The sequence below is a fragment of the Acidovorax sp. M14 genome, from assembly GCF_049331375.1.
In the GTDB taxonomy this organism is placed as follows: domain Bacteria; phylum Pseudomonadota; class Gammaproteobacteria; order Burkholderiales; family Burkholderiaceae_C; genus Acidovorax.
In genome coordinates this window covers 424,276-450,812 of sequence record NZ_CP186263.1, presented here as the reverse complement: position 1 = coordinate 450,812, position 26,537 = coordinate 424,276, and the positions used below count along the sequence as shown (strand labels likewise).

Sequence of the window (26,537 nt, the reverse complement as noted above, 5' to 3'; positions counted from 1 at the left end):
AACGATAGAGGGACTCCGTGGACATTACCCAATTGCTCGCGTTCAGCGTGAAGAACAAGGCCTCCGACCTGCACCTCTCCGCCGGTCTGCCGCCCATGATCCGGGTCCACGGCGACGTGCGGCGCATCAACGTCGATGCGCTGGACCACAAGACGGTGCACGCCATGGTGTACGACATCATGAGCGACGCGCAGCGCAAGACGTATGAAGAGTTCCTGGAGGTGGACTTTTCGTTCGAGATCGAAGGCCTGGCCCGTTTCCGCGTCAACGCCTTCAACCAGAACCGGGGCGCGGCCGCTGTGTTCCGGACGATTCCAAGCAAGATCCTCACGCTGGAACAGCTCAACGCCCCCAAGATCTTCGGCGACCTGGCCTTGAAGCCACGGGGCCTGGTGCTGGTGACCGGCCCCACGGGCTCGGGCAAGTCCACCACGCTGGCCGCCATGGTCAACTACCTCAACGAATCCGAATACGGCCACATCCTCACAGTGGAAGACCCGATCGAATTCGTGCACGAGTCCAAGAAGTGCCTGATCAACCAGCGTGAAGTCGGCCCGATGACGCTGTCGTTCGCGGCGGCCCTGAAGTCTGCACTGCGTGAAGACCCGGACGCCATCCTGGTGGGCGAAATGCGCGACCTGGAAACCATCCGCCTGGCCATGACAGCGGCGGAAACGGGCCACTTGGTGTTTGGCACGCTGCACACATCCAGCGCCGCCAAGACCATCGACCGGATCATCGACGTGTTCCCCGCCGAAGAAAAGGAAATGGTCCGTGCGATGTTGTCCGAATCGCTGCAGGCCGTGATCTCGCAGACGCTGTGCAAGACCAAGGACGGCTCCGGCCGCGTGGCCGCGCACGAGATCATGCTGGGCACCAGCGCCATCCGCAACCTGATCCGCGAGGCCAAGGTGGCGCAGATGTATTCGACCATCCAGACCAGCAACAGCGTGGGCATGCAGACGCTGGACCAGAACCTGACCGACCTGGTGCGCCGCAACATCATCAGCCCGGCCGAAGCACGCAGCAAGGCCAAGATCCCCGAGAACTTCCCCGGCTGAGCCCCCGACAGCACACACCCATGAACGACTTTGCGGCCCCTGCAGGCGCCGCATACCGGAGCGCGATATGAAAGGCATTTTGAGCCTTCTGAAAATGAAAGCCCGCAGCGGCAAGCCATCGGACGACCACACGGACTCCGTGCTGTTCTCCACCGCGTTTGCGGGCCAGGGGGTGGATGACTCCATGCTGGTGCCCTGGGAGGCCCGTGCTGTGGAAGTGGGTGCCAAGCGCCTGCCCACCAGCCGGGGCGGCAAGCTGCTGCAAGGCCTGTGGGCCAAGGACAAGTACATGGCGCACCTCGACAAGGACGCCGTGGAGCGCATGGAGCGCTTTTTTGAATTTGCGGCCGTCCCCTCCAACCGCGACGTGATCCGCCAGGACGAGTACGGCAACTTCATGGTGGTGCTGCTCACCGGCACCATCGCTGTGGACCGCGTGCAGCCCTGGGGCGAGCAGTTGCGCCTGGCCGAGACCCGTCCCGGCGACATCCTGGGCGAAATGTCGCTGCTGGACAGCGGCATCCGCTTTTCGGCCTGCACCACGCTGACCGACTGCGAGATCGCCGTGCTGTCGGCCGAGGCCATGGACGACATGATGACCAAGGACCCGCAACTGGCCGCCAGCCTGATTGCCCTGCTGGCGCGCAAACTGTCGCTGCGCCTGCGTGTGGTGAGCGCGCGCCTGAGCGACAACCAGAAATGATGCACCTATCCACGACACAAGATCGTCCGGCAGACGACCACCCCCGGGAGAACTTCTGATGGAACGCGATCAGGCCAGTAAATTCATCAATGACCTGCTCAAGCTGATGGTGAGCCGCAATGGCAGCGACTTGTTCATCACGGCAGAGTTTCCACCCGCCATCAAGGTCGATGGCAAGGTGACCAAGGTGTCGCCGCAGCCGCTCACACCCAACCACACGCTGACGCTGGCGCGCGCCATCATGAGCGACAAGCAGGTGGCCGACTTCGAGCGCACGAAAGAGTGCAACTTCGCCATCTCGCCCGCCGGCATCGGGCGCTTCCGCGTCAACGCCTTCATCCAGCAGGGCAAAGTGGGCATGGTGCTGCGGACCATTCCGCTCACACTGCCGACCATTGACGGCCTGGGCGTGCCACAGGTGCTCAAGGAGGTGACGATGACCAAACGCGGCCTGTGCATCCTGGTGGGTGCCACGGGCTCGGGCAAATCCACCACGCTGGCCGCCATGGTGGACTGGCGCAACGAGAACTCGTTCGGCCACATCATCACGGTGGAAGACCCTATCGAATTTGTGCACCCGCACAAGAACTGCGTGGTCACGCAGCGCGAAGTGGGCCTGGACACCGACAGCTGGGAAGCCGCCCTGAAGAACACGTTGCGGCAGGCGCCCGACGTGATCCTGATGGGCGAAATCCGCGACCGCGAGACCATGGAGCATGCGGTGGCGTTTGCCGAAACCGGGCACTTGTGCCTGGCCACGCTGCACGCTAACAGCGCCAACCAGGCGCTGGACCGGATCATCAACTTCTTCCCTGAAGAGCGCCGCGCCCAGTTGCTGATGGATCTCTCGCTCAACCTGCGCGCCATGATCTCGCAGCGCCTGATCCCCAAACAGGACGGCAAGGGCCGCGCCGCGGCGGTGGAGGTGATGCTCAACACCCCGCTGATCTCCGACCTGATCTTCAAGGGCGAGGTCTCCGAGATCAAGGAGATCATGAAGAAGAGCCGCAACCTGGGCATGCAGACCTTCGACCAGGCGCTGTTCGATGCCTACGAGGCCAACGTCATCAGCTACGAAGACGCGCTGCGCAATGCCGACTCGCTCAACGACCTGCGCCTGCAGATCAAGCTCAACAGCCAGCGCGCCAAGTCGCCCGACCTGGCGCAGGGCACCGAGCATTTCGCGATCGTGTGACGCCAGAGCGAACTCCACACGCCTTCGCCCCGCTTCACCCGCCCTTCTGGGCGGGTTTTCGTTTTGACTCATACTTTCAGCTCATCACGCGATCACACTATGCCAAGCACCAATCCCCGCAATTACGACGCAACCCCTTCCCGCAAGGTCGCCTTTCTGGGCCTGGGCGTGATGGGCTACCCCATGGCTGGCCACCTGGCGCTGGCCGGTCATGAAGTCACGGTGTACAACCGCACCGCTACCAAATCCGTAGCATGGTGCGCAGAATATGCGCGCACCAAAGCCCCCAATCATGCAGCGACGCCCCGCGAGGCGGCCGCAGGCGCCGACATCGTGTTCTGTTGCGTGGGCAACGACGACGACCTGCGCTCCGTGACGCTGGGCGCTGACGGCGCCTTTGCCGGGATGAAGCCAGGCGCCATTTTTGTGGACCACACCACCGCATCGGCCGAGGTGGCGCGCGAGCTGTACGCTGCTGCCCAAGCCTTGGGCCTGCAGTTTGTGGATGCCCCCGTGTCGGGCGGCCAGGCGGGCGCACAGAACGGCATGCTCACGGTGATGTGCGGCGGCGATGCGGCCGCCTTCGAGGCCGCTCAGCCCGTGGCCATGGCGTTCTCGCGCGCCTTCACGCTGCTGGGCGCCAGCGGCTCGGGCCAGTTGGCCAAGATGGTCAACCAGATCTGCATCGCCGGGCTGGTGCAGGCCCTGTCAGAAGCCGTGGCGTTTGGCCAGAACGCCGGGCTGGACATGAAGCAGGTACTGGACGTGATCGGCAAGGGCGCGGCCCAGAGCTGGCAGATGGACAACCGTGGCAAGACCATGGTGGACGGCAAGTTCGACTTCGGCTTTGCGGTGGACTGGATGCGCAAGGACCTGGGCCTGGTGCTGGATGAAGCCAAGCGCAACGGATCACGCGTGCCCGTGACGGCGCTGGTGGACCAGTTCTACGCCGATGTGCAGAAGATGGGTGGCAACCGCTGGGATACGTCCAGCCTGATTCAGCGCTTGAAGTAACCGCGCAGCCGCCGGCGACGTATGGCAGAGCAACGGAGCTCTCACGCTACACGCCAATAAAAAAAGTCCCAGACCACGCGCGGCGGTCTGGGACTTGGACCCTACGGTCTGAACCCCGCCCTTAGCCGCCAGCCGGCTTGGTGTCCGTGGTGACTGGCGCAGGCTGCGGCGCGATGCGGCGCAGCTCTTCTTCCGAAACGATCTCGAACACGCGCACCACCTTGCGCACATCGGTCACACCCCGGGCGATGTCGGTGGCGCGGTTGGCTTCGCGCTGCGACACACGGCCCATCAGGTAGACGGTATTGCGCTCCGTCACCACCTTGAAGGAGTTGGCCGAGATGTCCTGCGCGTCCACCAGGCTCGCGCGCACCTTGCCGGTGATGAAGGTGTCCGTGGACCGCTGGCTCAGCGTGGAAGGGGGCATCACGGCCAGATCGTTGACGACCGAGCGCACGTTTTCCACCTGCGACACCATCTGCTCCACCGCCTGGCGGTCCTGGGCGGTGGCGACTTCACCGGTCAGCAATGCCTGGCGGTTGTAGCTGGTCACATTGACGTGGGCCCGGTCGCCCAGGGTCTCGCGGATGCGATTGGCAGCGCGCAGCTCGATGCCTTCGTCTTCGATCTGGGTGCCGGCCGTGCGGCGGTCTACCGCCATCACGCCGCCGACCACGGCGCCGCCCACGATCAGGGGCGCGCAGGCCGATAGTGCCGCCGCCAGCGTGGCGGCAGCCAGGGCAGTGCCCACCACGCGGCGGGTGCGGTTCAAGGTTGTCGGGGTCATAGTGGAATCTCCTGTTCACCAAGTAACTGTGCGTCCACGCCGTCGCTGAGGCAGTGCAGCACCAGCGTGTGGACTTCGCGCACGCGTGCCGCACGGTCGTGGGGCACGCTGATCAAGACGTCGGTCTCCCGCAGCATGGCGGCCAGCTTGCCGCCGGTGCGGCCTGCCAGCACCACCACCGTCATGTCGCGCTCGTGCGCGGCCTCGGTGGCGGCCAGCAGGTTGGGGTCGTTGCCGTGCACCGTCAGGGCCAGCAGCACATCGCCCGCCTGGCCCAGGGCGCGCACCTGGCGCGCAAACTGCTGGGTGGCATCGTGGCTGCCCGCAGCCGCCGTGAGCAGCGTGTTGTCAGAGGTAAGCGCCAGCGCGGCCAGCTCGGGGCGTTCGCGTTCAAAGCCCGCCACGCAGAAGGCGGCAAACTGCTGCGCCTCGGCTGCCGATGGGCCATTGCCACAGGCCAGCACCTTGCCGCCGCTGGTCACGCAGGCCAGCACGGCCTGTACGGCAGCGGCAATAGGGTGGCTCAGGGTTTGCGCGGCCTGGTACTTCAGGTCGGCGCTGTCGATGAAATGCTGTTGGATGCGTTGCTCAAGCATGAGGGCCCGATGATACCTGCCGCGTGTTACAGCTTTTGTAGCAAAGGGTAGCCACCTGCATTGCGCTGGCGGCCAGCGGGTCGCATGCCACTACTGCGCATCGAACGCTGCCTTGAGCCACTGCACCCTGTCCTCCACCAGCACCACGTCAAAACGGCAGGGCGGTGGCGACGGCAACCGCATCAGGTAGTGACGCGCGGCAAAGATGATGCGCTGCTGCTTGGTCGCGCTGATGCTGGCACCGGCGCCGCCAAAGCCGCCGTGCGTGCGGCTGCGAACCTCCACAAACACCAGGGTGCCGTCCCGGTCGCGCATCACCAGATCGATCTCGCCCCCACCGCGCCCAGGCGTCCGATAATTGCGCACCGCCAGTTGCAGGCCAGCCGCCTGCAGATGGGCCAAGGCCTGATCCTCTGCCGCATTGCCCCGATCGCGCGTGGTGGCTTTTTTGGCAACCCCTGGGTTGGCAGCGGCGGGTGGTCTTTTTCCAAGGAAATTCATTGAGCGCATCTTTCGCTTCAGCCCAGCGCGCGGCGCACGACGCCGCCGCTGCGCAGCATTATCCGCAGGGCGCGCTGTACGTGGTGGCCACGCCCATCGGCAACCTCGCCGACATCACCCTGCGGGCCCTGCACGTGCTGCAGCTGGCCGACACGGTGGCTTGCGAGGACACGCGCCACACGCAGTCCATGCTGCGCGCCTACGGCATCGACAAGAGCGCCAGCCAGTTGCTGGCCGTGCACCAGCACAACGAGGCCGAAGCCGCGCAGAACGTGGTGCACCGGCTGCAGCAAGGCCAGCGCGTGGCCTATGTGAGCGACGCGGGCACCCCCGGCGTGAGCGACCCCGGCGCACGCCTGGTGGCTGCCGTGCAGGCCGCAGGCCTGCGCGCCGTGCCGCTGCCAGGCGCGAGCAGCATCACCACCGCACTGAGCGTGGCGGGTGCCGTGGCCCACAGCACCGAGCATGGCGGCTTTGTGTTTGCAGGCTTCCTGCCCGTCAAGAACGCGGAGCGTGCCAATGTGATTGCGCAGCAGCTGGCCCACGAACCCCGGTGCGTGGTGCTGCTCGAAGCCCCGCACCGCATCGGCGAACTGGCCCAAGCCCTGGCCGTGCTGGGCGAGCGCCCCGTCACCCTGGCGCGCGAGCTGACCAAGCAGTTTGAAGAAGTCACCACCCAACCCGCACAGGCTCTGACGGCGTGGCTGGACGGGTCGCCCCAGCGCTCGCGCGGCGAGTTTGTGGTGCTGCTGCACCCGGTGCCCGTAGTCAGCGACGCAGGCGACAGCCACCGCGTGCTGCGCCTGTTGCTGGCCGAGCTGCCCCTGAAGACCGCCGTGCGCCTGGCCGCCGAGATCACGGGCGCATCGCGCAACGTGCTGTACGACACCGCGCTGGAGTGGAAGCGCGAAGACGGGCCACAGGACTGACGCCAGGGGTTTTTGGGCGGCGTTTTTGGCGTTTTCAGGCGATAGCGCCAGTGCAACATGCCCTGACAGCTATTTAATGGATAGCAACCTGAAGTGCGTGACTACCGCGACACCGCCAGGCCCGCAGCCACCCCGCCGAACAGATCACCCTCCACCTGCGGGATCGCCGGAAAGGCCGTGCGCAGCGCCTGCCGCAAGGGTCGCAGCGCTGACGAGCCCCCGGTCAGGTAGATCGCGTCCACCCCCCCATCGTCCAGGCCCGCCCGTTGCAGGCAGTCGCGGGCGCACGCCACCACCTGTTCCAGCGGCTGCGCCAGGGACTGCGCCAATCCGGGCGGCGTAACCGCTGCGCTGAGCCCGGCCTCGACCCAATCCAATGGCATGGGCGCCTCGGCATCGGCCAGCGAAGCCGCGATCTTGGCTTGTTCCACCGTGTTGGCCAGACGGTGACCCAGCCGCTCGTTCAGCACCCGCATCAGCCGGGCGTGCAACGCTGCGTCGGCATAGTCAGTGCGCAGGTTCTGTGCGTCGCGCAGGGCGCGCGGTGAATACAGCCACTGGATCAGGTGCCAGGTCGAGAGATCAAAAAACACACGGCTGGGCACCTCGCGCCCCGTCGGGCCGATGTGGCGAAAGCCCAGCAGCGGCATGAGCAAGTCCAGGCTCAGGCGGCGGTCAAAGTCCGTGCCGCCGATGTGCACGCCGGTCGTGGCCAGCACATCGCTACTGCGGTCAGCCCGGGCCATGCGCTCAGGCCCCAGGCGCACCACAGTGAAGTCCGACGTACCGCCGCCAATGTCCACCACCAGCACCAGCGACTCCCGGTCGATGCGCTGCTCGTAGTCCAGCGCGGCCGCAATGGGCTCGAACTGGAAGCTCACGTTCTCGAACCCTGCCGACAGCGCGGCCTGGCGCAGCGCGTCCTCAGCCTGCTGATCGCGCGCGGCATCGCCGTCCACAAAATGCACCGGCCGCCCCATCACCACCCGCGCGGGCATGCCCCCCAGCGCGTCACGGGCCTTGTGCGCCAGCATCCGCAAGAAGAGCCCGATGATGTCCTGGTAGCTGACCATTTGGTTGTGTACCGCCGTCTTGTCCTGCAGCAGCGCACTGCCCAGCAGGCTCTTGAGCGAGCGCATCAGCCGCCCTTCCGTGCCCGCGAGGTACTGCGCCACCGCATCGCGCCCAAAGTGCGTGCGCTGGTCTTCAGCGTTGAAGAACAGCGCCGTGGGCAGCGTAGGCGCATCCCCCTCCAGCGCCACCATCCGCGACGGCGCTGTACCTTGGCGCACCGCCATCGCGGAATTGGAAGTGCCAAAGTCGATACCAAGGGTGGTGTCCTGCAGAAGGGGCATGGGGAACGTGGGGAGAGACAACAAGGAATGCGGTGCGCGGTGCGGGCGGCAGCCAGAGCACCAGGGCAACGCAGGATTTCGGCATACAGCACCAGCCCTGCAGGAGGTGGCCCTGCTTCGGCGGCGCGCAATTGAAAAAGCCCTTGATTCTTGCAAATCAAGGGCTTTTGTTTGGTGGCCTGGGGCGGAATCGAACCACCGACACAAGGATTTTCAATCCTCTGCTCTACCGACTGAGCTACCGGGCCTGAGCCTCAAATTATAGCCAGAAAAAACAGTGCTTCTGGCAAAAGGCACAAATTAATTGATCAGCCGCGCTTGCCGCGCCCCAGGTCCACGCCCAGCTGGCGCAGTTTGCGGTACAGGTGAGTGCGCTCCAGGCCCGTCTTTTCGGCCACTCGCGTCATGGAGCCGCCTTCGCGGGCCAGGTGGAATTCGAAATAAGCCTTCTCGAACCCGTCGCGCGCTTCGCGCAGAGGGCGGTCCAGATCGAAGCCTTGGTGTGCGTGCGGGCCGGGGTCCACCCCGGCCATCACCGCCGAAACGGCTGGCAGCTGCGAAAAGGTCGGGTCAGCCGGGGCGGCTGCGGGCGCAGCGACCGCGGCCACGGGAGCGGCTTGGTGGGCGGCATTGCGGGCCAGGCCCTGCTCCACGGCCTTGAGCAGCTTTTGCAGGGTGATGGGCTTTTCGAGGAACGAGAAGGCGCCGATGCGCGTGGCCTCCACCGCCGTGTCGATGGTGGCGTGGCCGCTCATCATGATGACCGGCATGGTGAGCACGCCCGCCGTCGCCCATTCCTTGAGCAGCGAGACGCCGTCGGTGTCGGGCATCCAGATGTCCAGCAGCACCAGGTCATAGCTGTTGCCTGCCCGAGCGGCTCGGGCCTGGGTCGCATTTTCTGCGAGGTCTACGCTGTGACCTTCGTCGTTCAGGATTTCCGACAGCAGATCACGAATGCCGAGCTCATCGTCGACCACCAGAATGTTTGCCATGTGTGTTGAAGCGCCTTGGGGAGGTACTGCGGGGCGGTGTTGTTATGACGCCACCGCTGGTTCAGGGGCGAATGATAACGACACTTGGGCGCCGCGCACCACGTCGTTTTCGGTGCGGTTGGACAGTTCGATGCGCGCTCCGTGCTCATCTGCGATCTTTTTGACCACGGCCAAACCGAGGCCAGTGCCACGCGGCTTGGTGGTGACATAGGGTTCGAACGCGCGCTGCAGGATGTGCGACGGAAAGCCCGCACCGCTGTCCGACACCGTGAGACGAACGCGCCGTGACGATTCGCTCCAACGGGTGCTGATACGCACCGGCGGCACGGGCTCAAGCGCCCCAGCGCGGGCCTGTTCGGTGGAGTCCTGGGCGTTCTGCAGCAGGTTGTGCACGACCTGGCGCAGTTGCTGCGCATCGCCCGCAATCCAGGGGCAGCGCGGGTCCAGCTCAGCCTCTACAGGCACGGTGGCATTTTCTGCACCATATAAATGAAGTACGTCGGCGACCAGTGCATTGAGGTCCAACGCATGCAGTTCGGCGGCAGGCAAGCGTGCGTAATCGCGGAACTCGTTGACCAGCCGTTTCATGGCATCGACTTGGTCCACGATGGTCTTGACGGACTTGGCGAGGATGGCCTGTTCAGCGTCCGGCAGCTTGCCCGACAGCTTCATTTCAAGCCGCTCGGCCGACAGCTGGATGGGGGTCAGCGGGTTCTTGATTTCGTGCGCCAGCCGGCGCGCCACTTCGCCCCAGGCCTGCGCACGCTGGGCCGAAACGATCTCCGAAATGTCGTCAAAAACCAACAGTCGGGTGGCATCGGGCAGCTCGGCGCCCCGCGCGACCAGGCTGGTGGCGTGTTGCCCGGCGCCGCCGGAGGAGGCGTGCAGCTCGAACGGCTGCTGCCAATGGTCCAGGCCGTGTCGTTCGTGGTCCCCCAGAAACGCGTCGAAATGGCCCTGGACCGACGCGGCAAACTCCGCCAGGCCCGGCACTTCGGACAGTGGCCGCCCTTCATAAGCGGCCATGGGGGCGCGCAGGATGCGGGTGGCACCCGGGTTGGAGGAGCGGATCAGCCCTTGCGCGTCCAGCACGATGACGCCTGCCGTGAGGTTGTCCAGAATGGTCTGCAGGTTGGCGCGGGAGGCATCAACCTCGCCCATGCTCTGCTCCACCGCCTGGCGTGCGTCCGCCAGTTGCTGGGTCATGAGCGCGAAGGAGCGCGTGAGCCCCCCCAACTCGTCCTTGCTTTGCAAAGCGGCCTTGGGGCTCAGGTTGCCCGCCGCCACCTCGCGCACCCCCTCGGCCAGCACCAACAAGGGCCGCGCCAGCTGGTTGCCCAGCAGCACCGCCAGCAGTACCGCGCCAAACACGGCCAGAAACAGGCTCAACGTGAGCGTACCCACATACATGCGCCGCAACCCGCCCCGGGCCAGCGCACGCTCCTGGTATTCGCGGTTGGCTTCCTGCACCGCAATGGCATTGGCTACCAGCGCGGGCGGCAGGGGCAAGGTGGCCTGTAGGTAGCGCGGCTCCATCAACAGGCCCACGCTGGGACTGCTGACCAGGGCCAGCACCTTGACCCGTGCGTTCTGCGCGGCAGCCGGGTCGGCAATGTCGTCCAGCCCTTCGATCTGCGCGGTGGCGCGCTGCTGGCGCGCCGTGCGCAGCAAGGCCGCTCCGGGCCGCTCCGGGTTCAGGCTGAACCGCGACTGCCCTGCGCTGGCGACCGCCTGGCCGGACGCGTTCCAGAGCACTACGTCGGTCGCGCCCAGCTGGTCGCGAATGCGCTCCAGCACCAGGCCCGCAGCGGCATCGGGCACCTGGGCCACCTGGGCGCTGGCATTGCGGGTTTTGGCGGCCATGTCCGCGGCCAGCGAGTCCAGCGACACGCGGGCCAGATTGACGCCCGCGGACAGCGCCCCCTCCACCTTCACGTCGAACCAGCTTTCGATGGAGCGCGTGACGAACTGGTAAGACACCACATAGATCAGCAGCCCCGGCATGAGCCCCACCAGCGCAAAGATGGCCGCCAGCTTGACCAGCAGGCGGCTGCCAAAGCGCCCCTTGCGCAGGCGCAGGCCCAGGCGCACCGCCACCCAGCCCAGCACCAGCAGCAGCAGCAATGCCACAAACACGTTGACGCCAAAGAGCCAGGCGTAGTTGCGCTCGTACAGCACGCGGTTGTTGGTGGCCAGCGTCAGCAAGAACAGCAGCACCAAGCCGATGGCCGACATGATGGCCGCGCCGACGCCCACGGCCCAGCGCACTGCACGGGACTGGCGGGCGGTGGCGTGGGTCGATGCCGAAACGCCGGATGGCAAAGGGGAAGTGCTCACTTGGCAGGCTCTGCGCCCAGGCGCTGGCTGCGGGAGACCAGCAGATTCCAGCCCGACCGGCCCACCGCGCCTATCTGGAAGGGCCGGGGCAACTGTGAGATGTCTAGACGGAAGCGGAAGTTCACCGTATGCACGGCATCGGACTCGATCACATCGCGTTCAGCGATCTTCCAGCGTGAAAACCGCTGAATCGACGACAGGGCATCGGCGTAATTGTCAAAGTTCTGGCCCAGCACCACCCCCAGCCCGCTGTTGGTGAAAGGCGTCGAAGAAATGTTCAGGCGCCACCGGCGGGTGAGTGGCTGGTAGCTCAGACGGAAATACCGGGTGGTCTCGGCCACCTGCCGGTCAGACCAGTACCAGCGGTCGCGCAGCACCTGGGCATCTGCCACGAAGAACATGGGGATGCCTTTTTGCAAGGCGTCTTCGGCCAGCTCGGGCAGTTCAAATTGCAGGTTGGCACTGAGGTACAGGCCATCTTCCCCGCGCTCCAGGCGCAGGTCGCCCACCTCGGAGGACGCGGCCTGGGCCGCCCCAGCCTGCGGCACCCCGCAGAGCACCGTCCCCCAAAACAGCACAAACCATGTGCACAGCCACCACCAGCGCATGCCCCGTGGCTCATTGCGCCGATTTTTGCAACAGTGCGTAAAAAAAGCCGTCGTGGTCACCGGTCAGATTGTCCGGGACAGCCCCGCCCTTGTCCGCGTTGCCGGGAATTAAATGGCCCGGCGACGGCAGCAATTGCACATCGGTGTTGTGTGCAAGAAACGTTTGCACCTGGGCATCGCCCTCTGCCCGGAAGACGGAACAGGTGCAATACAGCAGGCGTCCGCCGGGCCGCAACAGCGGCCACAGGGCCTTGAGCAGGGCCGCCTGTTGGGTCGCCAACTGGGCGATGTCGGACTCACGGCGCAGCCAGCGCACATCCGGGTGACGCCGCACGATGCCGGACGCCGTGCACGGTGCGTCGAGCAGGATGGCGTCGAACAGCACCCCGCCGCACTCTGACTGCCACCAGTCTTGCGGGCGTGCCGCATCGGCTATCAACACTTGGGCCGTCAGCCCGAGGCGCTCCAGGGTGTCACCAATACGCGCGCTGCGCGTGGCATCGATCTCCAGCGCCGTGACCTGCAGGGGAGACTGCGGCCCCGCCATCTCCAGCAGGTGCGCTGTCTTGCCGCCGGGGGCGGCACACGCGTCGAGCACGCGCAGGGACTGGCTCAGGTCCAACCCTTGCAGCAGCAAAGGCGCCGCCTGTTGGGCAGCGGCGTCCTGCACGGATACCCAGCCCTCGGCAAAGTGTGGCAGCGACTGCACGGGCACCGCCTGGTGCAGGGCGACACCGTGCTCACCCACGGCAGATGCTTCTAATTTAATAGCATCCAAGACATGTAGATATTGCGCTACCGTGCATTTTTGTTCATTGACCCGCAGCACCATGGGTGCGTGGGCATTGTTGGCCTGCAGGATCTGCTCCCAGTGCTGGGGGTGGTCCTTGCGCAGGCGCTGCACCCACCAGGCCGGATGGTTCCAGCGCGCCACAGGGTCGTTGTCGGTGGCCGCCACCAGGGCGTCGCGCTCGCGCAGAAAGCGGCGCAGGCAGCCGTTGATGAACGAGGCCTGCGCGCGCGTGGCGGGGTGGTGCTTGGCCGCCTCCACCGCCTGGTTCACCAGGGTGAACGGTTCGTAGGGCGAGGCCTGTGGGTCCCAGCACAGCGCCAGCGCGCTGCACAGCAGGGCATCGGCGGCGGGTGCGGGGGCGCGGGCGGCCAGCTGTCGGCGCAGGGCCTCGGCCCGCCCGGCCTGGCGCAAGACCTGGAACAACAAGGCCTGCACACCGGGGCGCAGCCCAGCATCCACCGCCGCCAGTGCTGTTGTGCCCGACTGCCCGCCACGGATTGCCTGCAAGGCGCCCGCCACTGCCGTGAGCAACCGCCACAGGGGCACGGGCGCGCCCTCCGCAGAAGACGCTGGACCCGGCCTTTGCACCGCAGAACCCGCCTGCGGAGATGACCCAGAGGCTGGGCGCGCCGGACGCGGCGCGTTGCCAGCAGCGCGGCGGGGGCGGTGGTGGGGAGGTGGAGTCATCGTGATCCTGACAACGGGTTACAGCGCACGGGCCGCCTTGAAGCCAAACACCCTGGCCAGCAGGCTGGCCGGAAACTGGGCGATGGCGGCGTTGTACTGCGCCACGGCCTCATTGAATACGCGAATCGCCTGTTCGTTTTGCACCGCATGTTCCTCCCAACGGACCTGCCACACGGACAGGCCCACGGCAACAGCTCCGGGTGCCCCCGTACCAGCATCGACAGCCGGGCTCAGCGCTGTGGGCTGGACGGGGTCGGCCAGCAATTTCTGCAAGGCCGTGGCCCAGGTCGCGCGCAGCACCTCACGGGCAGCCGCCAACGCCGCCACCGCATCGCCCTGCAACGGGCGGGCGCGCGCTACAGCCAGCGAGGCACTGAATTGCGTCACGGCGCCCTGCAGCGCAGCCAGCTCTTGCGCCCCGGCATCGGCCAGCGAGCTGCCGCGCTGTACGGTCTGCGCCGCCCCGAACTCGCCGAGCAAGGCCACCAGCCGCACCATGTGCGCGTCAAAACTGCCGAACGACTGAACAACAGCCGAGCGCAGGCGCATCAGACGGTTGTAGGCCCCCAGGGCCCAGAACAGAAAGACGGCAAAAGCAATCCAGAAGAGGGGCGACGACCACAGCATGCACAGTTGCCGCAGCGGATGCTGCTGCACCCGTCGCGGCCCGAAAAACAGAAAGTTGAAACAAACGACGGGCGGTGAAAAGACACACGTCCATCAAAAACGCCCCCGGCCTGCCTGGGACAGGACGGGGGCGCTGTGGCGACCGCAGCAGGGCCTGAGGGAGGCCTTGCTGTTTTCTATCAGTCTGCCGCTGCGTCGGTGGCAGTGACGCTGCCACTGTCCACATCCGAGGCGTCCGACTGGGCGGCCATTTCGGCGGCTTCGGCTTCGGCGATGGCGCGGCGCTCGGCGTCGTCCATGGCGTCCTTGGCCTTGCGTGCTTGGTGGTAGGCCAGACCGGTACCGGCAGGGATCAGACGGCCCACGATCACGTTTTCCTTCAGGCCGCGCAGTTCGTCCTTCTTGCCCATGATCGCGGCTTCGGTCAGCACGCGGGTCGTTTCCTGGAAGGAAGCGGCCGAGATGAACGAGTCGGTGGACAGCGATGCCTTCGTGATACCCAGCAGCAAGTTGCTGTAGGTCGCGGGGATCTTGCCCTCGGCCTGCAGTGCCTCGTTGGTATTGAGAATCTCGGAACGCTCGACCTGTTCGCCGGCAATGTAGTTCGACTCGCCGACGTTCTCGACCACGACGCGGCGCAGCATCTGGCGAACGATCACCTCGATGTGCTTGTCGTTGATCTTCACGCCCTGCAAGCGGTACACGTCCTGCACTTCATCGACGATGTAGCGCGAGAGTTCTTCGATACCCAGCAAACGCAGGATGTCTTGTGGGTCGGCCGGGCCGTCCACAATCGATTCGCCCTTGTTCACCACCTGGCCTTCGTGCACCAGGATGTTCTTTTCCTTGGGCACGAGTTCTTCCCACACCTTGCCATCGGGGTCGGTGATCTGCAGGCGGACCTTGCCCTTGGTTTCCTTACCGAACGACACGGTACCGGTCATTTCGGCCAGCGTACCCTTGTCCTTCGGCGTACGGGCTTCGAACAGCTCGGCCACGCGGGGCAGACCGCCGGTAATGTCGCGGGTCTTCTGGCCTTCAACCGGAATACGCGCCAGCACTTCGCCGGGGCCCACGTCCTGACCGTCACGCACCTGGATCAGAGCGCCGACCTGGAATCCAATGGTCACCGAGTGGTCGGTGCCAGGGATCTTCACTTCGTTGCCCTGGGCGTCGATCAGCTTCACCTGAGGACGCACCACCTTGGCGGCACCACGGCGCTTCGGATCGATCACCACCAGCGTGGACAGACCGGTCACTTCGTCGACCTGCTTGGCCACCGTCAGGCCTTCTTCGACGTTCTCGAACTTGGTCTGACCGGCGAACTCGGTGATGATGGGGCGCGTCAGCGGATCCCAGTTGGCCAGGATCGTGCCGGCCTTGATCTGCTGGTCGGCCTTCACCGTCAGCGTCGCGCCGTAAGGCACCTTGTGGCGCTCGCGCTCGCGGCCATGCTCGTCCTGGATGATGATTTCACCCGAACGCGCAATCACCACCAGCTCGCCCTTGGTGTTGCTCACGTAGCGCATCGTGGCGTTGAAACCGATCACGCCGTTGGACTTGGCTTCCACGCTCGACGCGATGGCAGCACGCGAAGCGGCACCACCGATGTGGAACGTACGCATGGTCAGCTGCGTGCCTGGCTCGCCGATGGACTGGGCGGCGATCACACCCACGGCTTCGCCGAGGTTGATCAGGCCACCGCGGCCCAAGTCGCGGCCGTAGCACTTGGCGCACAGGCCGTAGCGAGTTTCGCAGGTCAGGGCCGTGCGCACCTTCACTTCGTCCACACCAGCAGCTTCCAGCTCTTCGATCAGGTCTTCGTCCAGCATCACGCCAGCTTCGACCAGCACCGAGCGGTTCTCGGGGTGCAGCACGTCTTCGGCCGCCGTACGGCCCAGGATACGTTCGCGCAGCGATTCGATCACTTCACCGCCTTCGACGATGGCGCGCATCAGCGAACCATTGGCAGTGCCGCAATCCTCTTCGGTCACGACCAGATCCTGCGTCACGTCCACCAGACGGCGGGTGAGGTAACCGGAGTTGGCGGTCTTCAGCGCCGTGTCGGCCAGACCCTTACGGGCACCGTGGGTGGAGATGAAGTACTCCAGCACGTTCAGACCTTCGCGGAAGTTCGCGGTGATAGGCGTCTCGATGATCGAGCCGTCTGGCTTGGCCATCAGACCCCGCATACCGGCCACCTGACGGATCTGGGCGGCAGAGCCGCGGGCACCGGAGTCGGCCATCATGTAGATGGAGTTGAAGGACTCCTGGTCCACTTCCTTGCCGTGGCGGTCGGTGACCTTCTGCTTGGACAGCTGGGCCATCATCACCTTGGACACTTCGTCGCCGGCCTTGCCCCAGATGTCCACCACCTTGTTGTAGCGCTCGCCAGCCGTGACCAGACCGGACACGTACTGCTGCTCGATCTCCTTCACTTCCTTCTCGGAGCGCTCGATGATGCCGGCCTTTTGGGGCGGCACCAGCATGTCGTCGATGGCGATGGAGATACCAGCGCGCGTGGCCAGACGGAAGCCGTTTTGCAGCAACTTGTCGGCAAACACCACAGTTTCCTTCAGACCGCACTTGCGGAAGGACACGTTGATCAGGCGCGAGATTTCCTTCTTCTTGAGCGCCTTGTTCATGTTAGAGAACGGCAGGCCTTTGGGCAGGATCTCGGACAGCAGTGCGCGGCCCACGGTGGTTTCCACCAGCGAGGTCGAGGGCACGAATTCGCCCGTGGCCTTGTCCTTGGTCCACTCGGTCATGCGCACCGTGATCTTGGCAGCCAGTTCGACCTGGCCGGCGTCCAGCGCACGCTGCACTTCACCGGTGTCAGCGAACACCAGGCCTTCGCCCATGCCGTTGATGCGGTCACGGGTGGCGTAGTACAAGCCCAGCACCACGTCCTGCGAAGGCACGATGGAGGGTTCGCCCGAGGCGGGGAACAGCACGTTGTTGGAGGCCAGCATCAGCGTGCGTGCTTCCATTTGTGCTTCCACCGACAGCGGGACGTGGACAGCCATCTGGTCACCGTCGAAGTCGGCGTTGAAGGCCGCGCAAACGAGGGGGTGCAACTGAATGGCCTTGCCTTCGATCAGGATGGGCTCAAAGGCCTGGATGCCCAAACGGTGCAGCGTAGGCGCACGGTTCAGCATCACGGGGTGTTCTTTGATGACCTCTTCCAGGATGTCCCACACCACGGGGGTGCCGGATTCGACTTCCTTCTTGGCCGCCTTGATCGTCGTCGCGATGCCCATGGCTTCGAGGCGCGAGAAGATGAAAGGCTTGAACAGCTCCAGCGCCATCAGCTTGGGCAGACCGCACTGGTGCAGCTTGAGCGTTGGGCCCACGGTAATCACGGAACGACCAGAGTAGTCCACGCGCTTACCCAGCAAGTTCTGGCGGAAGCGACCCGACTTACCCTTGATCATGTCAGCCAGCGACTTCAGGGCACGCTTGTTGGCGCCCGTCATCGCCTTGCCACGGCGGCCGTTGTCCAGCAGCGAATCGACAGCCTCTTGCAGCATCCGCTTTTCGTTGCGGGCGATGATTTCAGGGGCCTTCAGCTCCAGCAGGCGGCGCAGACGCGAGTTGCGGTTGATGACGCGGCGGTACAGGTCGTTCAGGTCAGACGTGGCAAAGCGGCCGCCGTCCAGCGGCACCAGCGGACGCAGGTCCGGGGGCAGCACGGGCAGCACTTCCAGCACCATCCACTCGGGCTTGATGCCGGACTTCTTGAACGCTTCCAGCACCTTCAGGCGCTTGGCGTTCTTCTTGACCTTGACTTCGGAGCCGGTCAGGTCGCCGCGCAGCTTCTCGATCGACAGGTCGATGTCGATGGATTCCAGCAGGTCCTTGATGCCTTCCGCGCCCATCTTGGCGATGAATTCGTCGCCGTATTCCTTGCGCTTGGCGTCGTAGTCGTCCTCGGACATGATGCTGAACTTCTTCAGCGGGGTCATGCCGGGGTCGGTCACCACGTAGGCTTCGAAGTACAGCACGCGTTCGATGTCGCGCAGCGTCATGTCGAGCACCAGGCCCAGGCGCGAGGGCAGCGACTTCAGGAACCAGATGTGGGCGCAGGGCGCAGCCAGATCGATGTGGCCCATGCGCTCACGGCGTACCTTGGTCTGCGTGACTTCAACGCCGCACTTCTCGCAGATCACACCGCGGTGCTTCAGGCGCTTGTACTTGCCGCACAGGCATTCGTAGTCCTTGATGGGACCAAAAATCTTGGCGCAGAACAGGCCGTCACGCTCGGGCTTGAACGTACGGTAGTTGATGGTCTCGGGCTTCTTCACTTCGCCGAAAGACCACGAACGGATCTTCTCGGGCGAAGCCATGCCGATGCGGATGGCATCGAAATGCTCGTCCGGCGTGAATTGCTTGAACAGGTCGAGTAGCGATTTCATAGTGACTCTTTCCTTTTCTGCTTAGGAGCGTTCCAGCTCGATGTCCAGGCCCAGCGAACGGATTTCCTTGACCAGCACGTTGAACGATTCCGGCATGCCGGCTTCGATGGCGTGTTCGCCCTTGACGATGGATTCGTACACCTTGGTACGACCCACCACATCGTCGGACTTCACTGTCAGCATTTCCTGCAGCACGTAGGCGGCGCCGTAAGCTTCCAGCGCCCACACTTCCATTTCCCCGAAACGCTGGCCACCGAACTGGGCCTTACCGCCCAGAGGTTGCTGCGTCACGAGCGAGTACGGGCCGGTCGAGCGGGCGTGCATCTTGTCGTCCACCAAGTGGTGCAGCTTCAGGTAGTGCATGTAGCCGATAGTGGTCGGGCGCTCGAAGCGCTCGCCCGTGCGACCGTCATACAGATACGCCTGGGTGCGCGACTCGGTCAGGCCCTTGCGCTCCTTGATGTCGTCCGGGTAGGCGATCTTGAGCATGTCCTTGATTTCTTCTTCCGAAGCACCGTCGAACACGGGGGTGGCATAGGGCACGCCGTTGGTCAGGTTCTCGGCCATGGCCATCAGTTCGTCGTCGCTGAGCTGCGACAGGTCTTCCTTGCGGCCACGCGAGTTGTAGACCTCTTCCAGGAACTTGCGCAGTTCAGCAGCCTTGGCCTGCTCCTGGAGCATGTTGCCAATGCGCTGACCAATGCCCTTGCCAGCCCAGCCCAGGTGAACTTCCAGCACCTGACCGATGTTCATCCGCGAGGGCACGCCCAGCGGGTTCAGAACGATGTCGGCAGGCGTGCCGTCAGCCATGTAAGGCATGTCTTCGACCGGAACGATCTTGGACACCACACCCTTGTTACCGTGGCGGCCGGCCATCTTGTCACCGGGCTGCAGGCGGCGCTTGACGGCCAGGTACACCTTGACCATCTTGAGCACGCCCGCTGGCAGCTCGTCGCCTTGCGTGAGCTTCTTGCGCTTTTCTTCAAAAGCCAGGTCGAAGCTGTGGCGGGTTTGCTCCAGCGCGTTCTTGATGGATTCGAGCTGTGTGGCGACCTCGTCTTCCGCAGGGCGGATGTCGAACCAGTGGAACTTCTCGACGGAGGCCAAGTAAGCCTTGTCGATCTTCGTGCCCTTGGCCAGCTTTTGTGGGCCACCGTTGGCCACGCGGCCGGTCAGCAGCTTTTCGATACGGTCGAACGCGTCGGCCTCCACGATGCGCAGCTGGTCGTTCAGGTCCAGGCGGAAGCGCTTGAGCTCGTCGTCGATGATCTGCTGAGCGCGCTTGTCGCGCTGGATGCCTTCACGGGTGAAGACCTGCACGTCGATCACGGTGCCCGACGAGCCTTGGTCCACACGCAGCGAGGTGTCCTTCACGTCCGACGCCTTCTCGCCGAAGATGGCGCGCAGCAGCTTCTCTTCAGGCGTGAGCGTGGTTTCACCCTTGGGCGTGACCTTGCCGACCAGCGTATCGCCAGGCTGCACTTCGGCACCCACGTAGATGATGCCGGACTCGTCCAGACGGTTCAGTTGCTGTTCCGACAGGTTCGGAATGTCGCGCGTGATTTCTTCGGCGCCCAGCTTCGTGTCGCGGGCCATGACCACGAGTTCCTCGATGTGGATCGAGGTGTAGCGGTCTTCCGCGACCACGCGCTCGCTGATCAAGATCGAATCTTCGAAGTTGTAGCCGTTCCAAGGCATGAACGCGATCAGCATGTTCTGGCCGATGGCGATTTCGCCGAAGTCCGTCGATGCACCGTCGGCGATCACGTCACCCTTGACCAGCATGTCGCCCTTTTTGACGATGGGACGCTGGTGGATGTTGGTGTTCTGGTTAGAACGCTGGTACTTGATCAGGTTGTAGATGTCCACACCGACTTCACCGGCCACGGCTTCGTCGTCGTTCACGCGCACCACAATGCGGGTGGCATCAACGTAGTCCACCACACCGCCGCGGGTAGCAGTCACCACGGTGCCCGAGTCCACAGCAGCCACGCGCTCGATGCCCGTGCCCACGAGAGGCTTCTCAGGACGCAGCACAGGCACGGCCTGGCGCGACATGTTGGCGCCCATCAACGCGCGGTTCGCGTCGTCGTGCTCCAGGAAAGGCACCAGCGAGGCAGCCACCGACACGATCTGCGCGGGCGACACGTCCATGTACTGCACACGGTCTGCACCGCACAGAATGGACTCACCCTTTTCACGGGCAGAGACCAGCTCACCCGTCAGGCGGCCGTCCTTGTCGAGCTGCGCATTGGCCTGCGCAATCACGTACTTGCCTTCTTCAATCGCCGACAGATAGTCGATGTCGTTGGTCACCTTGCCATCCACCACGCGACGGTAAGGGGTTTCGATGAAACCGTACTCGTTCAGGCGGGCATACAGAGCCAGCGAGTTGATCAGACCAATGTTGGGGCCTTCAGGCGTTTCGATAGGGCAAACGCGACCGTAGTGGGTCACGTGCACGTCACGCACTTCGAAGCCTGCGCGTTCGCGGGTCAGACCACCTGGGCCCAGAGCGGACACACGGCGCTTGTGCGTGATTTCGGCCAGCGGGTTGGTCTGGTCCATGAACTGCGACAGCTGGGATGCGCCGAAGAATTCCTTCAGGGCGGCCGAGATCGGCTTGCTGTTGATCAGGTCGTGGGGCATCAGCGGCTCTTGCTCGGCCTGGCCCAGACGCTCCTTCACGGCCTTTTCGATACGTGCCAGGCCTGTGCGGTACTGGTTTTCAGCCAGTTCGCCCACGCAACGCACGCGGCGGTTGCCCAGGTGATCGATGTCATCGACTTCGCCATTGCCGTTGCGCAGGTCCACCAGGATCTTGACCACGGCCAGGATGTCTTCGTTGGACAACACCATGGGGCCGGTGGATTCGTCGCGGCCGATCTTGGCGTTGAACTTCATGCGGCCCACGCGCGACAGGTCGTACGTGTCGGGGTTGTAGAACAGGCGCTGGAACAGGGCCTGCACGGCGTCTTCCGTGGGTGGCTCGCCAGGGCGCATCATGCGGTAGATGGCCACGCGGGCAGCGAACTCATCCACGGTTTCATCGATGCGCAGGGTCTGCGAGATGTAAGCGCCTTGGTCCAGTTCGTTCGTGTAGATGACCTGCAGGTCTTGCACACCAGCAGAACGCAGCTTCTTGAGCAGCGCTTCGGTCAACTCTTCGTTGGCCTTGGCAATGATTTCACCGGTGTCGGCGTCCACAATGTTGCGGGCGACCACACGGCCGATCAGGAAGTCTTCAGGCACGCTGATGTGCGTGGTGCCAGACTGTTCCAGTTCGCGGGTGTGACGGGCGGTGACACGCTTGTCCTTAGCTACCACCACCTTGCCGGACTTGTCGGTGATGTCGAAGCGCGCGACTTCGCCACGCAGACGCTCGGGCACAAACTCCATCTGCGCGCCGCTGTCCATCAGGCGGAAGTTGTCGTTGACGAAGAAGTTCGCCAAGATGGACTCGGGGTTCAGGCCAATGGCCTTGAGCAGGATCGTGACCGGCATCTTGCGACGACGGTCCACGCGGAAGTACAGGATGTCCTTGGGGTCGAACTCGAAGTCGAGCCAGGAACCACGGTAGGGAATGATGCGTGCCGAGAACAGCAGCTTGCCCGAGCTGTGGGTCTTGCCCTTGTCATGCTCGAAGAACACGCCCGGCGAGCGGTGCAGCTGGGACACGATCACACGCTCGGTACCGTTGATGATGAACGAGCCCTTGTCGGTCATCAAAGGCACCTCGCCCATGTAGACCTCTTGCTCCTTCACTTCCTTGACCACCTTGGACTGCGACGTCGAAGACTCGCGGTCATAGATGATCAGCTGCACCTTGGCGCGCACGGCCGAGGCGAAGGTCAGACCACGGGTCTGGCATTCGCGCACGTCAAAAGCCGGCTTGGCCAGGTTGTATTCAATGAACTTCATCTCCACAAAACCGTTGTGGGAGACGATCGGGAAGGCAGCGTCGAATGCAGCCTGAAGGCCTTCGATGGTTCTTTTCTGGGGCGCTGTATCTGCCTGCAGGAAAGCGGTGTATGCGTCCTTCTGCATCTGCAGCAGATAAGGAACTTCGAGCACGCTATCGCGGGTGCCGAAACTTTTGCGAATTCGCTTGCGTTCGGTGTAGGAATAGGCCATGAGATCTCCGGGCAAAGACATGAGTCCTGGGTCTTCGACGACTGACCCACAAGGCGAGTGGTCCTTGTGGGCTTGGCGGTTGGCCACTACCAACCATGGCGGACGGTGATGCGTTGCACATCACCCGAACCAAGGCGTCTTCTGCTGTCGGGATTGTCAGAAGACACTCGAAAGCCGCGTTGAGAACGGGGCTTGCGGGTGCGCTCTGAAAGCACCAAAGGCTGGAGGCCCTTTGAGGAGCACTCCAGCCCTTGAGCAAGACCGAATTACTTGAGTTCGGCCTTGGCGCCGGCTTCCACCAGCTTCTTGACGGCTGCTTCGGCGTCGGCCTTGGCAATGCCTTCCTTGACGTTCTTGGGAGCGCCGTCCACCAGGTCCTTGGCTTCCTTGAGGCCCAGACCGGTGATTTCGCGCACTGCCTTGATGACGGACACCTTGTTGGCGCCAGCATCGGTCAGCACCACGTTGAATTCCGTCTTTTCTTCAGCAGCAGCTGCGCCGCCGCCGCCGCCAGCGGCAGCAGGAGCAGCCATGGCTGCAGCGCTCACGCCAAACTTCTCTTCAATGGCCTTCACCAGGTCATTGAGTTCCAGGACCGTCATGCTGTCCAGCGCGGTCAAAAATGCGTCTTTATCGAATGCCATTTTGATTTCCTAACAATTGTGTTGGTTGACTGCCCAGCTATCAAGCTGCTGCAGGTTCGGCGGCCGGTGCGGCTGCGCCTTCGCCTTTTTTCGCCGCCAGCGCGCCCAGCACAACGGCCGTACGCGACATGGGGGACATAAGCAAGCCACAAATCTGAGCCAGCAAAACTTCCTTGGAAGGAATGTTGGCCAGTTGCTTCACGCCATTGACGTCCAGGGCCTTACCACCGAAAGCGCCACCGCGAATCACCAACTTGTCGTTGGTCTTCGCAAAGTCGGACACCACTTTCGCGGCGGCCACAGCGTCTTCGGAGAAGCCATAGATCAGGGGACCCGTCATCTGGTCGGCCACCACGTCAAACTGGCTGCCTGCCACAGCACGGCGGGCCAGGGTGTTCTTCAGAACACTCAGGCTCACACCCTTGCTGCGAGCATCGACGCGCAGTTTGGTCATGTCGGCGACCGTGATGCCACGGTATTCCGCAATCACAAGCGTTTGAGCTTTAGCGGCGAGGCTGGTCACTTCACTGATGACCGCTTCTTTCTCACTGCGATTAAGACTCAAGGTCTACTCCTTAAATTGCGCATTCGGATTTGCACCCTTTTGCGCGCTCTTGTTGCAGCGACCAACTGTTTCGGAACGGATTCCATCTGCAGCGGGATCGCCATCTGCGTTGGCCCCAAGGAGGGATTAAGTGCGGCTAACCACACACCAACGGTCTTGGATGGCCTGCAGGCAGTTGTTACACCACCCACAGCCCACCACATCAGGCCCTTTGAAAGACCTGAAGATTTCTTATCGCAATTACGCTGCGATGGATTGCGTATCCACGCGGACGCCAACGCCCATCGTGGAGGACACAGCGACCTTACGCAGGTACAGACCCTTGCTCGAAGCTGGCTTGGCCTTGTTCAGGGCGTCGATCAGTGCAGCCAAGTTGCCTTGCAGTTTTTCGTTGTCGAACGAACGGCGACCGATGGTACTGTGCACGATACCGGCCTTGTCCACACGGAACTGCACTTGACCAGCCTTGGCGTTCTTCACGGCCGTAGCGACGTCAGGAGTCACGGTGCCCACCTTGGGGTTAGGCATCAGGCCACGGGGGCCCAGGATCTGGCCCAGGGTACCCACGACGCGCATAGCGTCAGGAGCAGCGATCACCACGTCGAAAGGCATGTCGCCAGCCTTGACCATGGCGGCCAGGTCGTCCATGCCCACAACGTCAGCACCTGCGGCCTTGGCTTCTTCAGCCTTGGCGCCTTGTGCAAACACGGCCACGCGGGTCGTCTTGCCAGTGCCGTTGGGCAGCACCACAGCGCCACGCACCACTTGGTCCGACTTCTTGGCATCAATGCCCAGCTGCACCGCCACGTCGATGGATTCATCGAACTTGGCCGTTGCGGCTTCTTTCACCAGCGCCACTGCGTCTGCAAAAGCGTACAGCTTGGTGCTGTCAACCTTGCCCTGCAGGGCCTTTTGCTTTTTCGTCAACTTGGCCATTTACAAACCCTCCACCGTCACGCCCATCGAGCGTGCGGAACCAGCCAGCGTACGGACAGCAGCGTCAACGTTCGCGGCATTCATGTCCTTCATCTTGGTCTTGGCGATTTCTTCGAGCTGTTCGCGCGTGATCTTGCCGACCTTGGTCTTCAGGGCATTGGAAGAACCCTTTTCGAGCTTGATGGCCTTCTTGATCAGAGTCGTCGCAGGCGGCGTCTTGATGATGAAGGTAAAGCTCTTGTCTGCAAACGCCGTGATGACCACGGGCAATGGCAGGCCTGGCTCCACACCTTGGGTCTGCGCATTGAATGCCTTGCAGAACTCCATGATGTTGAGGCCACGCTGACCCAGTGCTGGGCCGATAGGTGGGGATGGATTGGCCTTACCAGCTGGAACTTGCAGCTTGATAAAACCGACGATTTTTTTCGCCATGTTTTACTCCTGACGGGTCATAACGCTTGTGTTGCACCGAGCAACCACCAGCTCCCCGGGGTTAACGACTCACTGTGACGATGTCCGCACCGAGCCGAAAAGTGCGGCATCCAAAAATTTTGTCCAGATCACCGAGGTCGAACGCCTCAATGATCACGGGACTTATGTCTTTTCGACCTGTCCGAATTCCAGCTCCACAGGGGTAGAGCGGCCAAAGATCATCACGGAAACGCGCACACGGCTCTTTTCGTAATTGACTTCTTCCACGGAACCATTGAAGTCTGTGAAAGGGCCTTCCTTGACGCGCACCAACTCGCCCACCATGAACTCGATCTTGTGGCGCGGCTTGTCGGTGCCTTCCTGCATCTGGCTGACGATCTTTTGCACTTCGTCTTCCGAGATGGGCGCCGGACGGTTCTTGGCCCCACCCACAAAACCCGTCACCTTGTTGGTGTGCTTCACCAAGTGCCAAGTGTCGTCATCCATCACCATCTCAACGAACACATAGCCAGGGAACAAGCGACGCTCCGTCGTCTTGCGCTGGCCGTTTTTCATTTCGACGACTTCTTCGGTCGGCACCAGAATGCGGCCGAATTTGTCTTGCATGCCAGAGCGGCCGATCCGCTCCTGAATATTGCGCTCCACCGCCTTTTCCATGCCCGAATAGGCATGAACGATGTACCAGCGCAAGTCGGGATTGGCCGAGGCAGAAGCGCCTGCAGGAGCCTGTGCTCCCGTGATTTCCGCAGCGGTCGTCATGACTTTCTCCAACCCAAAATCAAGTCGTACAAGACCCATTCCAGCGTCTTGTCCGTGAACCACAGGAAAAGCGCCATGATCACCACAAAGGCGAACACATAGGCCGTCATCTGCAAGGTTTCCTTGCGGGTGGGCCAGACCACCTTTTTCACTTCGCGCCATGCATCCTTGGCAAACGCGACAAACTGACGCCCGGATTCCGACATCAGAAACACTGCTGCCGCTGCGACCAGTCCGACGATCAGCGCAGCCCACTGCACGACAGCGCCCTGCTTGTCCAACAAATAAAAGCCCGCAACAGATGCAATGACCAAAGCCACCACCGCTGCGAGCTTGGCCTTGTCTGCGCCTGTATTGACAGTTTCAACCTGTGAAGTGGCCATCTTTGAGTATTTCCTGCTTCCGATTCACGGCATCACCTAAGACACCGAAGCCCGCCAGAGTCTGGCGGGCTTGTTGGGGGCCAC

General features: G+C 63.4%; 22 protein-coding genes and 1 tRNA gene. 5 read left to right on the top strand and 18 right to left on the bottom strand.

Annotation, left to right across the window (positions count from 1 at the left end; genetic code table 11):
* Positions 1–17: 17 nt before the first annotated feature.
* From ACOYR4_RS02190 to ACOYR4_RS02175, 4 genes are all read left to right on the top strand, one after another.
* Positions 18–1,061, top strand: a complete 1,044-nt coding sequence (locus ACOYR4_RS02190) for a type IV pilus twitching motility protein PilT (RefSeq protein ID WP_015012257.1) — start codon at positions 18–20, stop codon at positions 1,059–1,061.
* A gap of 67 nt (positions 1,062–1,128) precedes the next feature.
* The gene (locus ACOYR4_RS02185; protein WP_015012256.1) at positions 1,129–1,764 is read left to right on the top strand and encodes a Crp/Fnr family transcriptional regulator; all 636 of its coding nucleotides are present in this window, start codon (positions 1,129–1,131) and stop codon (positions 1,762–1,764) included.
* A gap of 58 nt (positions 1,765–1,822) precedes the next feature.
* The gene (locus tag ACOYR4_RS02180; protein ID WP_015012255.1) at positions 1,823–2,959 is read left to right on the top strand and encodes a PilT/PilU family type 4a pilus ATPase; all 1,137 of its coding nucleotides are present in this window, start codon (positions 1,823–1,825) and stop codon (positions 2,957–2,959) included.
* A 99-nt stretch (positions 2,960–3,058) separates the two neighbouring features.
* Positions 3,059–3,973 (top strand): NAD(P)-dependent oxidoreductase, encoded by a 915-nt coding sequence (locus ACOYR4_RS02175; RefSeq protein WP_116748686.1) that lies wholly within the window; start codon positions 3,059–3,061, stop codon positions 3,971–3,973.
* A gap of 121 nt (positions 3,974–4,094) precedes the next feature.
* On the opposite strand, the gene ACOYR4_RS02170 is transcribed toward ACOYR4_RS02175, so the two are convergent.
* The 3 genes from ACOYR4_RS02170 to ACOYR4_RS02160 all read right to left on the bottom strand — a co-directional run bounded on the left by ACOYR4_RS02170 (position 4,095) and on the right by ACOYR4_RS02160 (position 5,857).
* Positions 4,095–4,760 carry a BON domain-containing protein gene (locus tag ACOYR4_RS02170; protein WP_015012253.1) on the bottom strand — a complete coding sequence of 222 codons (666 nt, stop codon included), beginning with the start codon at positions 4,758–4,760 and terminating at the stop codon, positions 4,095–4,097.
* Entirely contained in the window at positions 4,757–5,356 is a 600-nt protein-coding gene (locus tag ACOYR4_RS02165) for an SIS domain-containing protein (RefSeq protein WP_015012252.1), read from the bottom strand. The genes ACOYR4_RS02170 and ACOYR4_RS02165 overlap by 4 nt, the downstream gene beginning before the upstream one ends.
* 90 nt (positions 5,357–5,446) lie before the next feature.
* On the bottom strand, positions 5,447–5,857 hold the full coding sequence (locus tag ACOYR4_RS02160) for a YraN family protein (protein ID WP_422848473.1): 411 nt from the start codon (positions 5,855–5,857) through the stop codon (positions 5,447–5,449).
* Between ACOYR4_RS02160 and rsmI the strand changes: the two genes are divergently transcribed.
* Positions 5,857–6,786 (top strand): 16S rRNA (cytidine(1402)-2'-O)-methyltransferase, encoded by a 930-nt coding sequence (gene rsmI / locus ACOYR4_RS02155; RefSeq protein ID WP_422848472.1) that lies wholly within the window; start codon positions 5,857–5,859, stop codon positions 6,784–6,786. The genes ACOYR4_RS02160 and rsmI overlap by 1 nt on opposite strands.
* A gap of 101 nt (positions 6,787–6,887) precedes the next feature.
* On the opposite strand, the gene ACOYR4_RS02150 is transcribed toward rsmI, so the two are convergent.
* The 15 genes from ACOYR4_RS02150 to secE form a co-directional block, all read right to left on the bottom strand.
* On the bottom strand, positions 6,888–8,141 hold the full coding sequence (locus ACOYR4_RS02150) for an Hsp70 family protein (protein WP_422848471.1): 1,254 nt from the start codon (positions 8,139–8,141) through the stop codon (positions 6,888–6,890).
* 172 nt (positions 8,142–8,313) lie between these two features.
* Positions 8,314–8,389: transfer RNA gene (locus ACOYR4_RS02145), tRNA-Phe, on the bottom strand.
* 60 nt (positions 8,390–8,449) lie between these two features.
* A complete protein-coding gene (locus ACOYR4_RS02140; RefSeq protein ID WP_015012241.1) occupies positions 8,450–9,133 on the bottom strand; it encodes a response regulator in 684 nt (227 codons plus the stop codon).
* 42 nt (positions 9,134–9,175) lie between these two features.
* Positions 9,176–11,470, bottom strand: coding sequence for an ATP-binding protein (locus ACOYR4_RS02135; RefSeq protein WP_422848470.1), 2,295 nt, complete (start codon positions 11,468–11,470; stop codon positions 9,176–9,178).
* A complete protein-coding gene (locus ACOYR4_RS02130; protein WP_060986600.1) occupies positions 11,467–12,078 on the bottom strand; it encodes a DUF4390 domain-containing protein in 612 nt (203 codons plus the stop codon). Before ACOYR4_RS02130 ends, ACOYR4_RS02135 begins: the two co-directional genes overlap by 4 nt.
* 10 nt (positions 12,079–12,088) lie before the next feature.
* On the bottom strand, positions 12,089–13,417 hold the full coding sequence (gene rsmB, locus ACOYR4_RS02125) for a 16S rRNA (cytosine(967)-C(5))-methyltransferase RsmB (RefSeq protein ID WP_422848469.1): 1,329 nt from the start codon (positions 13,415–13,417) through the stop codon (positions 12,089–12,091).
* A gap of 159 nt (positions 13,418–13,576) precedes the next feature.
* Positions 13,577–14,185, bottom strand: a complete 609-nt coding sequence (locus tag ACOYR4_RS02120) for a LemA family protein (protein ID WP_422848468.1) — start codon at positions 14,183–14,185, stop codon at positions 13,577–13,579.
* A gap of 179 nt (positions 14,186–14,364) precedes the next feature.
* Entirely contained in the window at positions 14,365–18,600 is a 4,236-nt protein-coding gene (gene rpoC, locus ACOYR4_RS02115) for a DNA-directed RNA polymerase subunit beta' (protein WP_422848467.1), read from the bottom strand.
* 21 nt (positions 18,601–18,621) lie between these two features.
* Positions 18,622–22,734, bottom strand: a complete 4,113-nt coding sequence (rpoB, locus tag ACOYR4_RS02110) for a DNA-directed RNA polymerase subunit beta (RefSeq protein WP_060986603.1) — start codon at positions 22,732–22,734, stop codon at positions 18,622–18,624.
* Between the two features lie 266 nt (positions 22,735–23,000).
* A complete protein-coding gene (gene rplL, locus ACOYR4_RS02105) occupies positions 23,001–23,378 on the bottom strand; it encodes a 50S ribosomal protein L7/L12 (RefSeq protein ID WP_015012234.1) in 378 nt (125 codons plus the stop codon).
* Positions 23,379–23,418: 40 nt separating this feature from the next.
* A complete protein-coding gene (gene rplJ / locus ACOYR4_RS02100; protein WP_060986604.1) occupies positions 23,419–23,943 on the bottom strand; it encodes a 50S ribosomal protein L10 in 525 nt (174 codons plus the stop codon).
* A 240-nt stretch (positions 23,944–24,183) separates the two neighbouring features.
* Positions 24,184–24,879 carry a 50S ribosomal protein L1 gene (gene rplA, locus ACOYR4_RS02095; protein ID WP_015012232.1) on the bottom strand — a complete coding sequence of 232 codons (696 nt, stop codon included), beginning with the start codon at positions 24,877–24,879 and terminating at the stop codon, positions 24,184–24,186.
* Positions 24,880–25,311, bottom strand: coding sequence for a 50S ribosomal protein L11 (gene rplK, locus ACOYR4_RS02090; RefSeq protein ID WP_008907082.1), 432 nt, complete (start codon positions 25,309–25,311; stop codon positions 24,880–24,882).
* Between the two features lie 162 nt (positions 25,312–25,473).
* Entirely contained in the window at positions 25,474–26,070 is a 597-nt protein-coding gene (gene nusG / locus ACOYR4_RS02085) for a transcription termination/antitermination protein NusG (protein WP_015012231.1), read from the bottom strand.
* Complete coding sequence (secE, locus tag ACOYR4_RS02080; protein WP_422848466.1) at positions 26,067–26,453, bottom strand: preprotein translocase subunit SecE; 387 nt, start codon at positions 26,451–26,453, stop codon at positions 26,067–26,069. The genes nusG and secE overlap by 4 nt, the downstream gene beginning before the upstream one ends.
* Between the last annotated feature and the right edge of the window lie 84 nt (positions 26,454–26,537).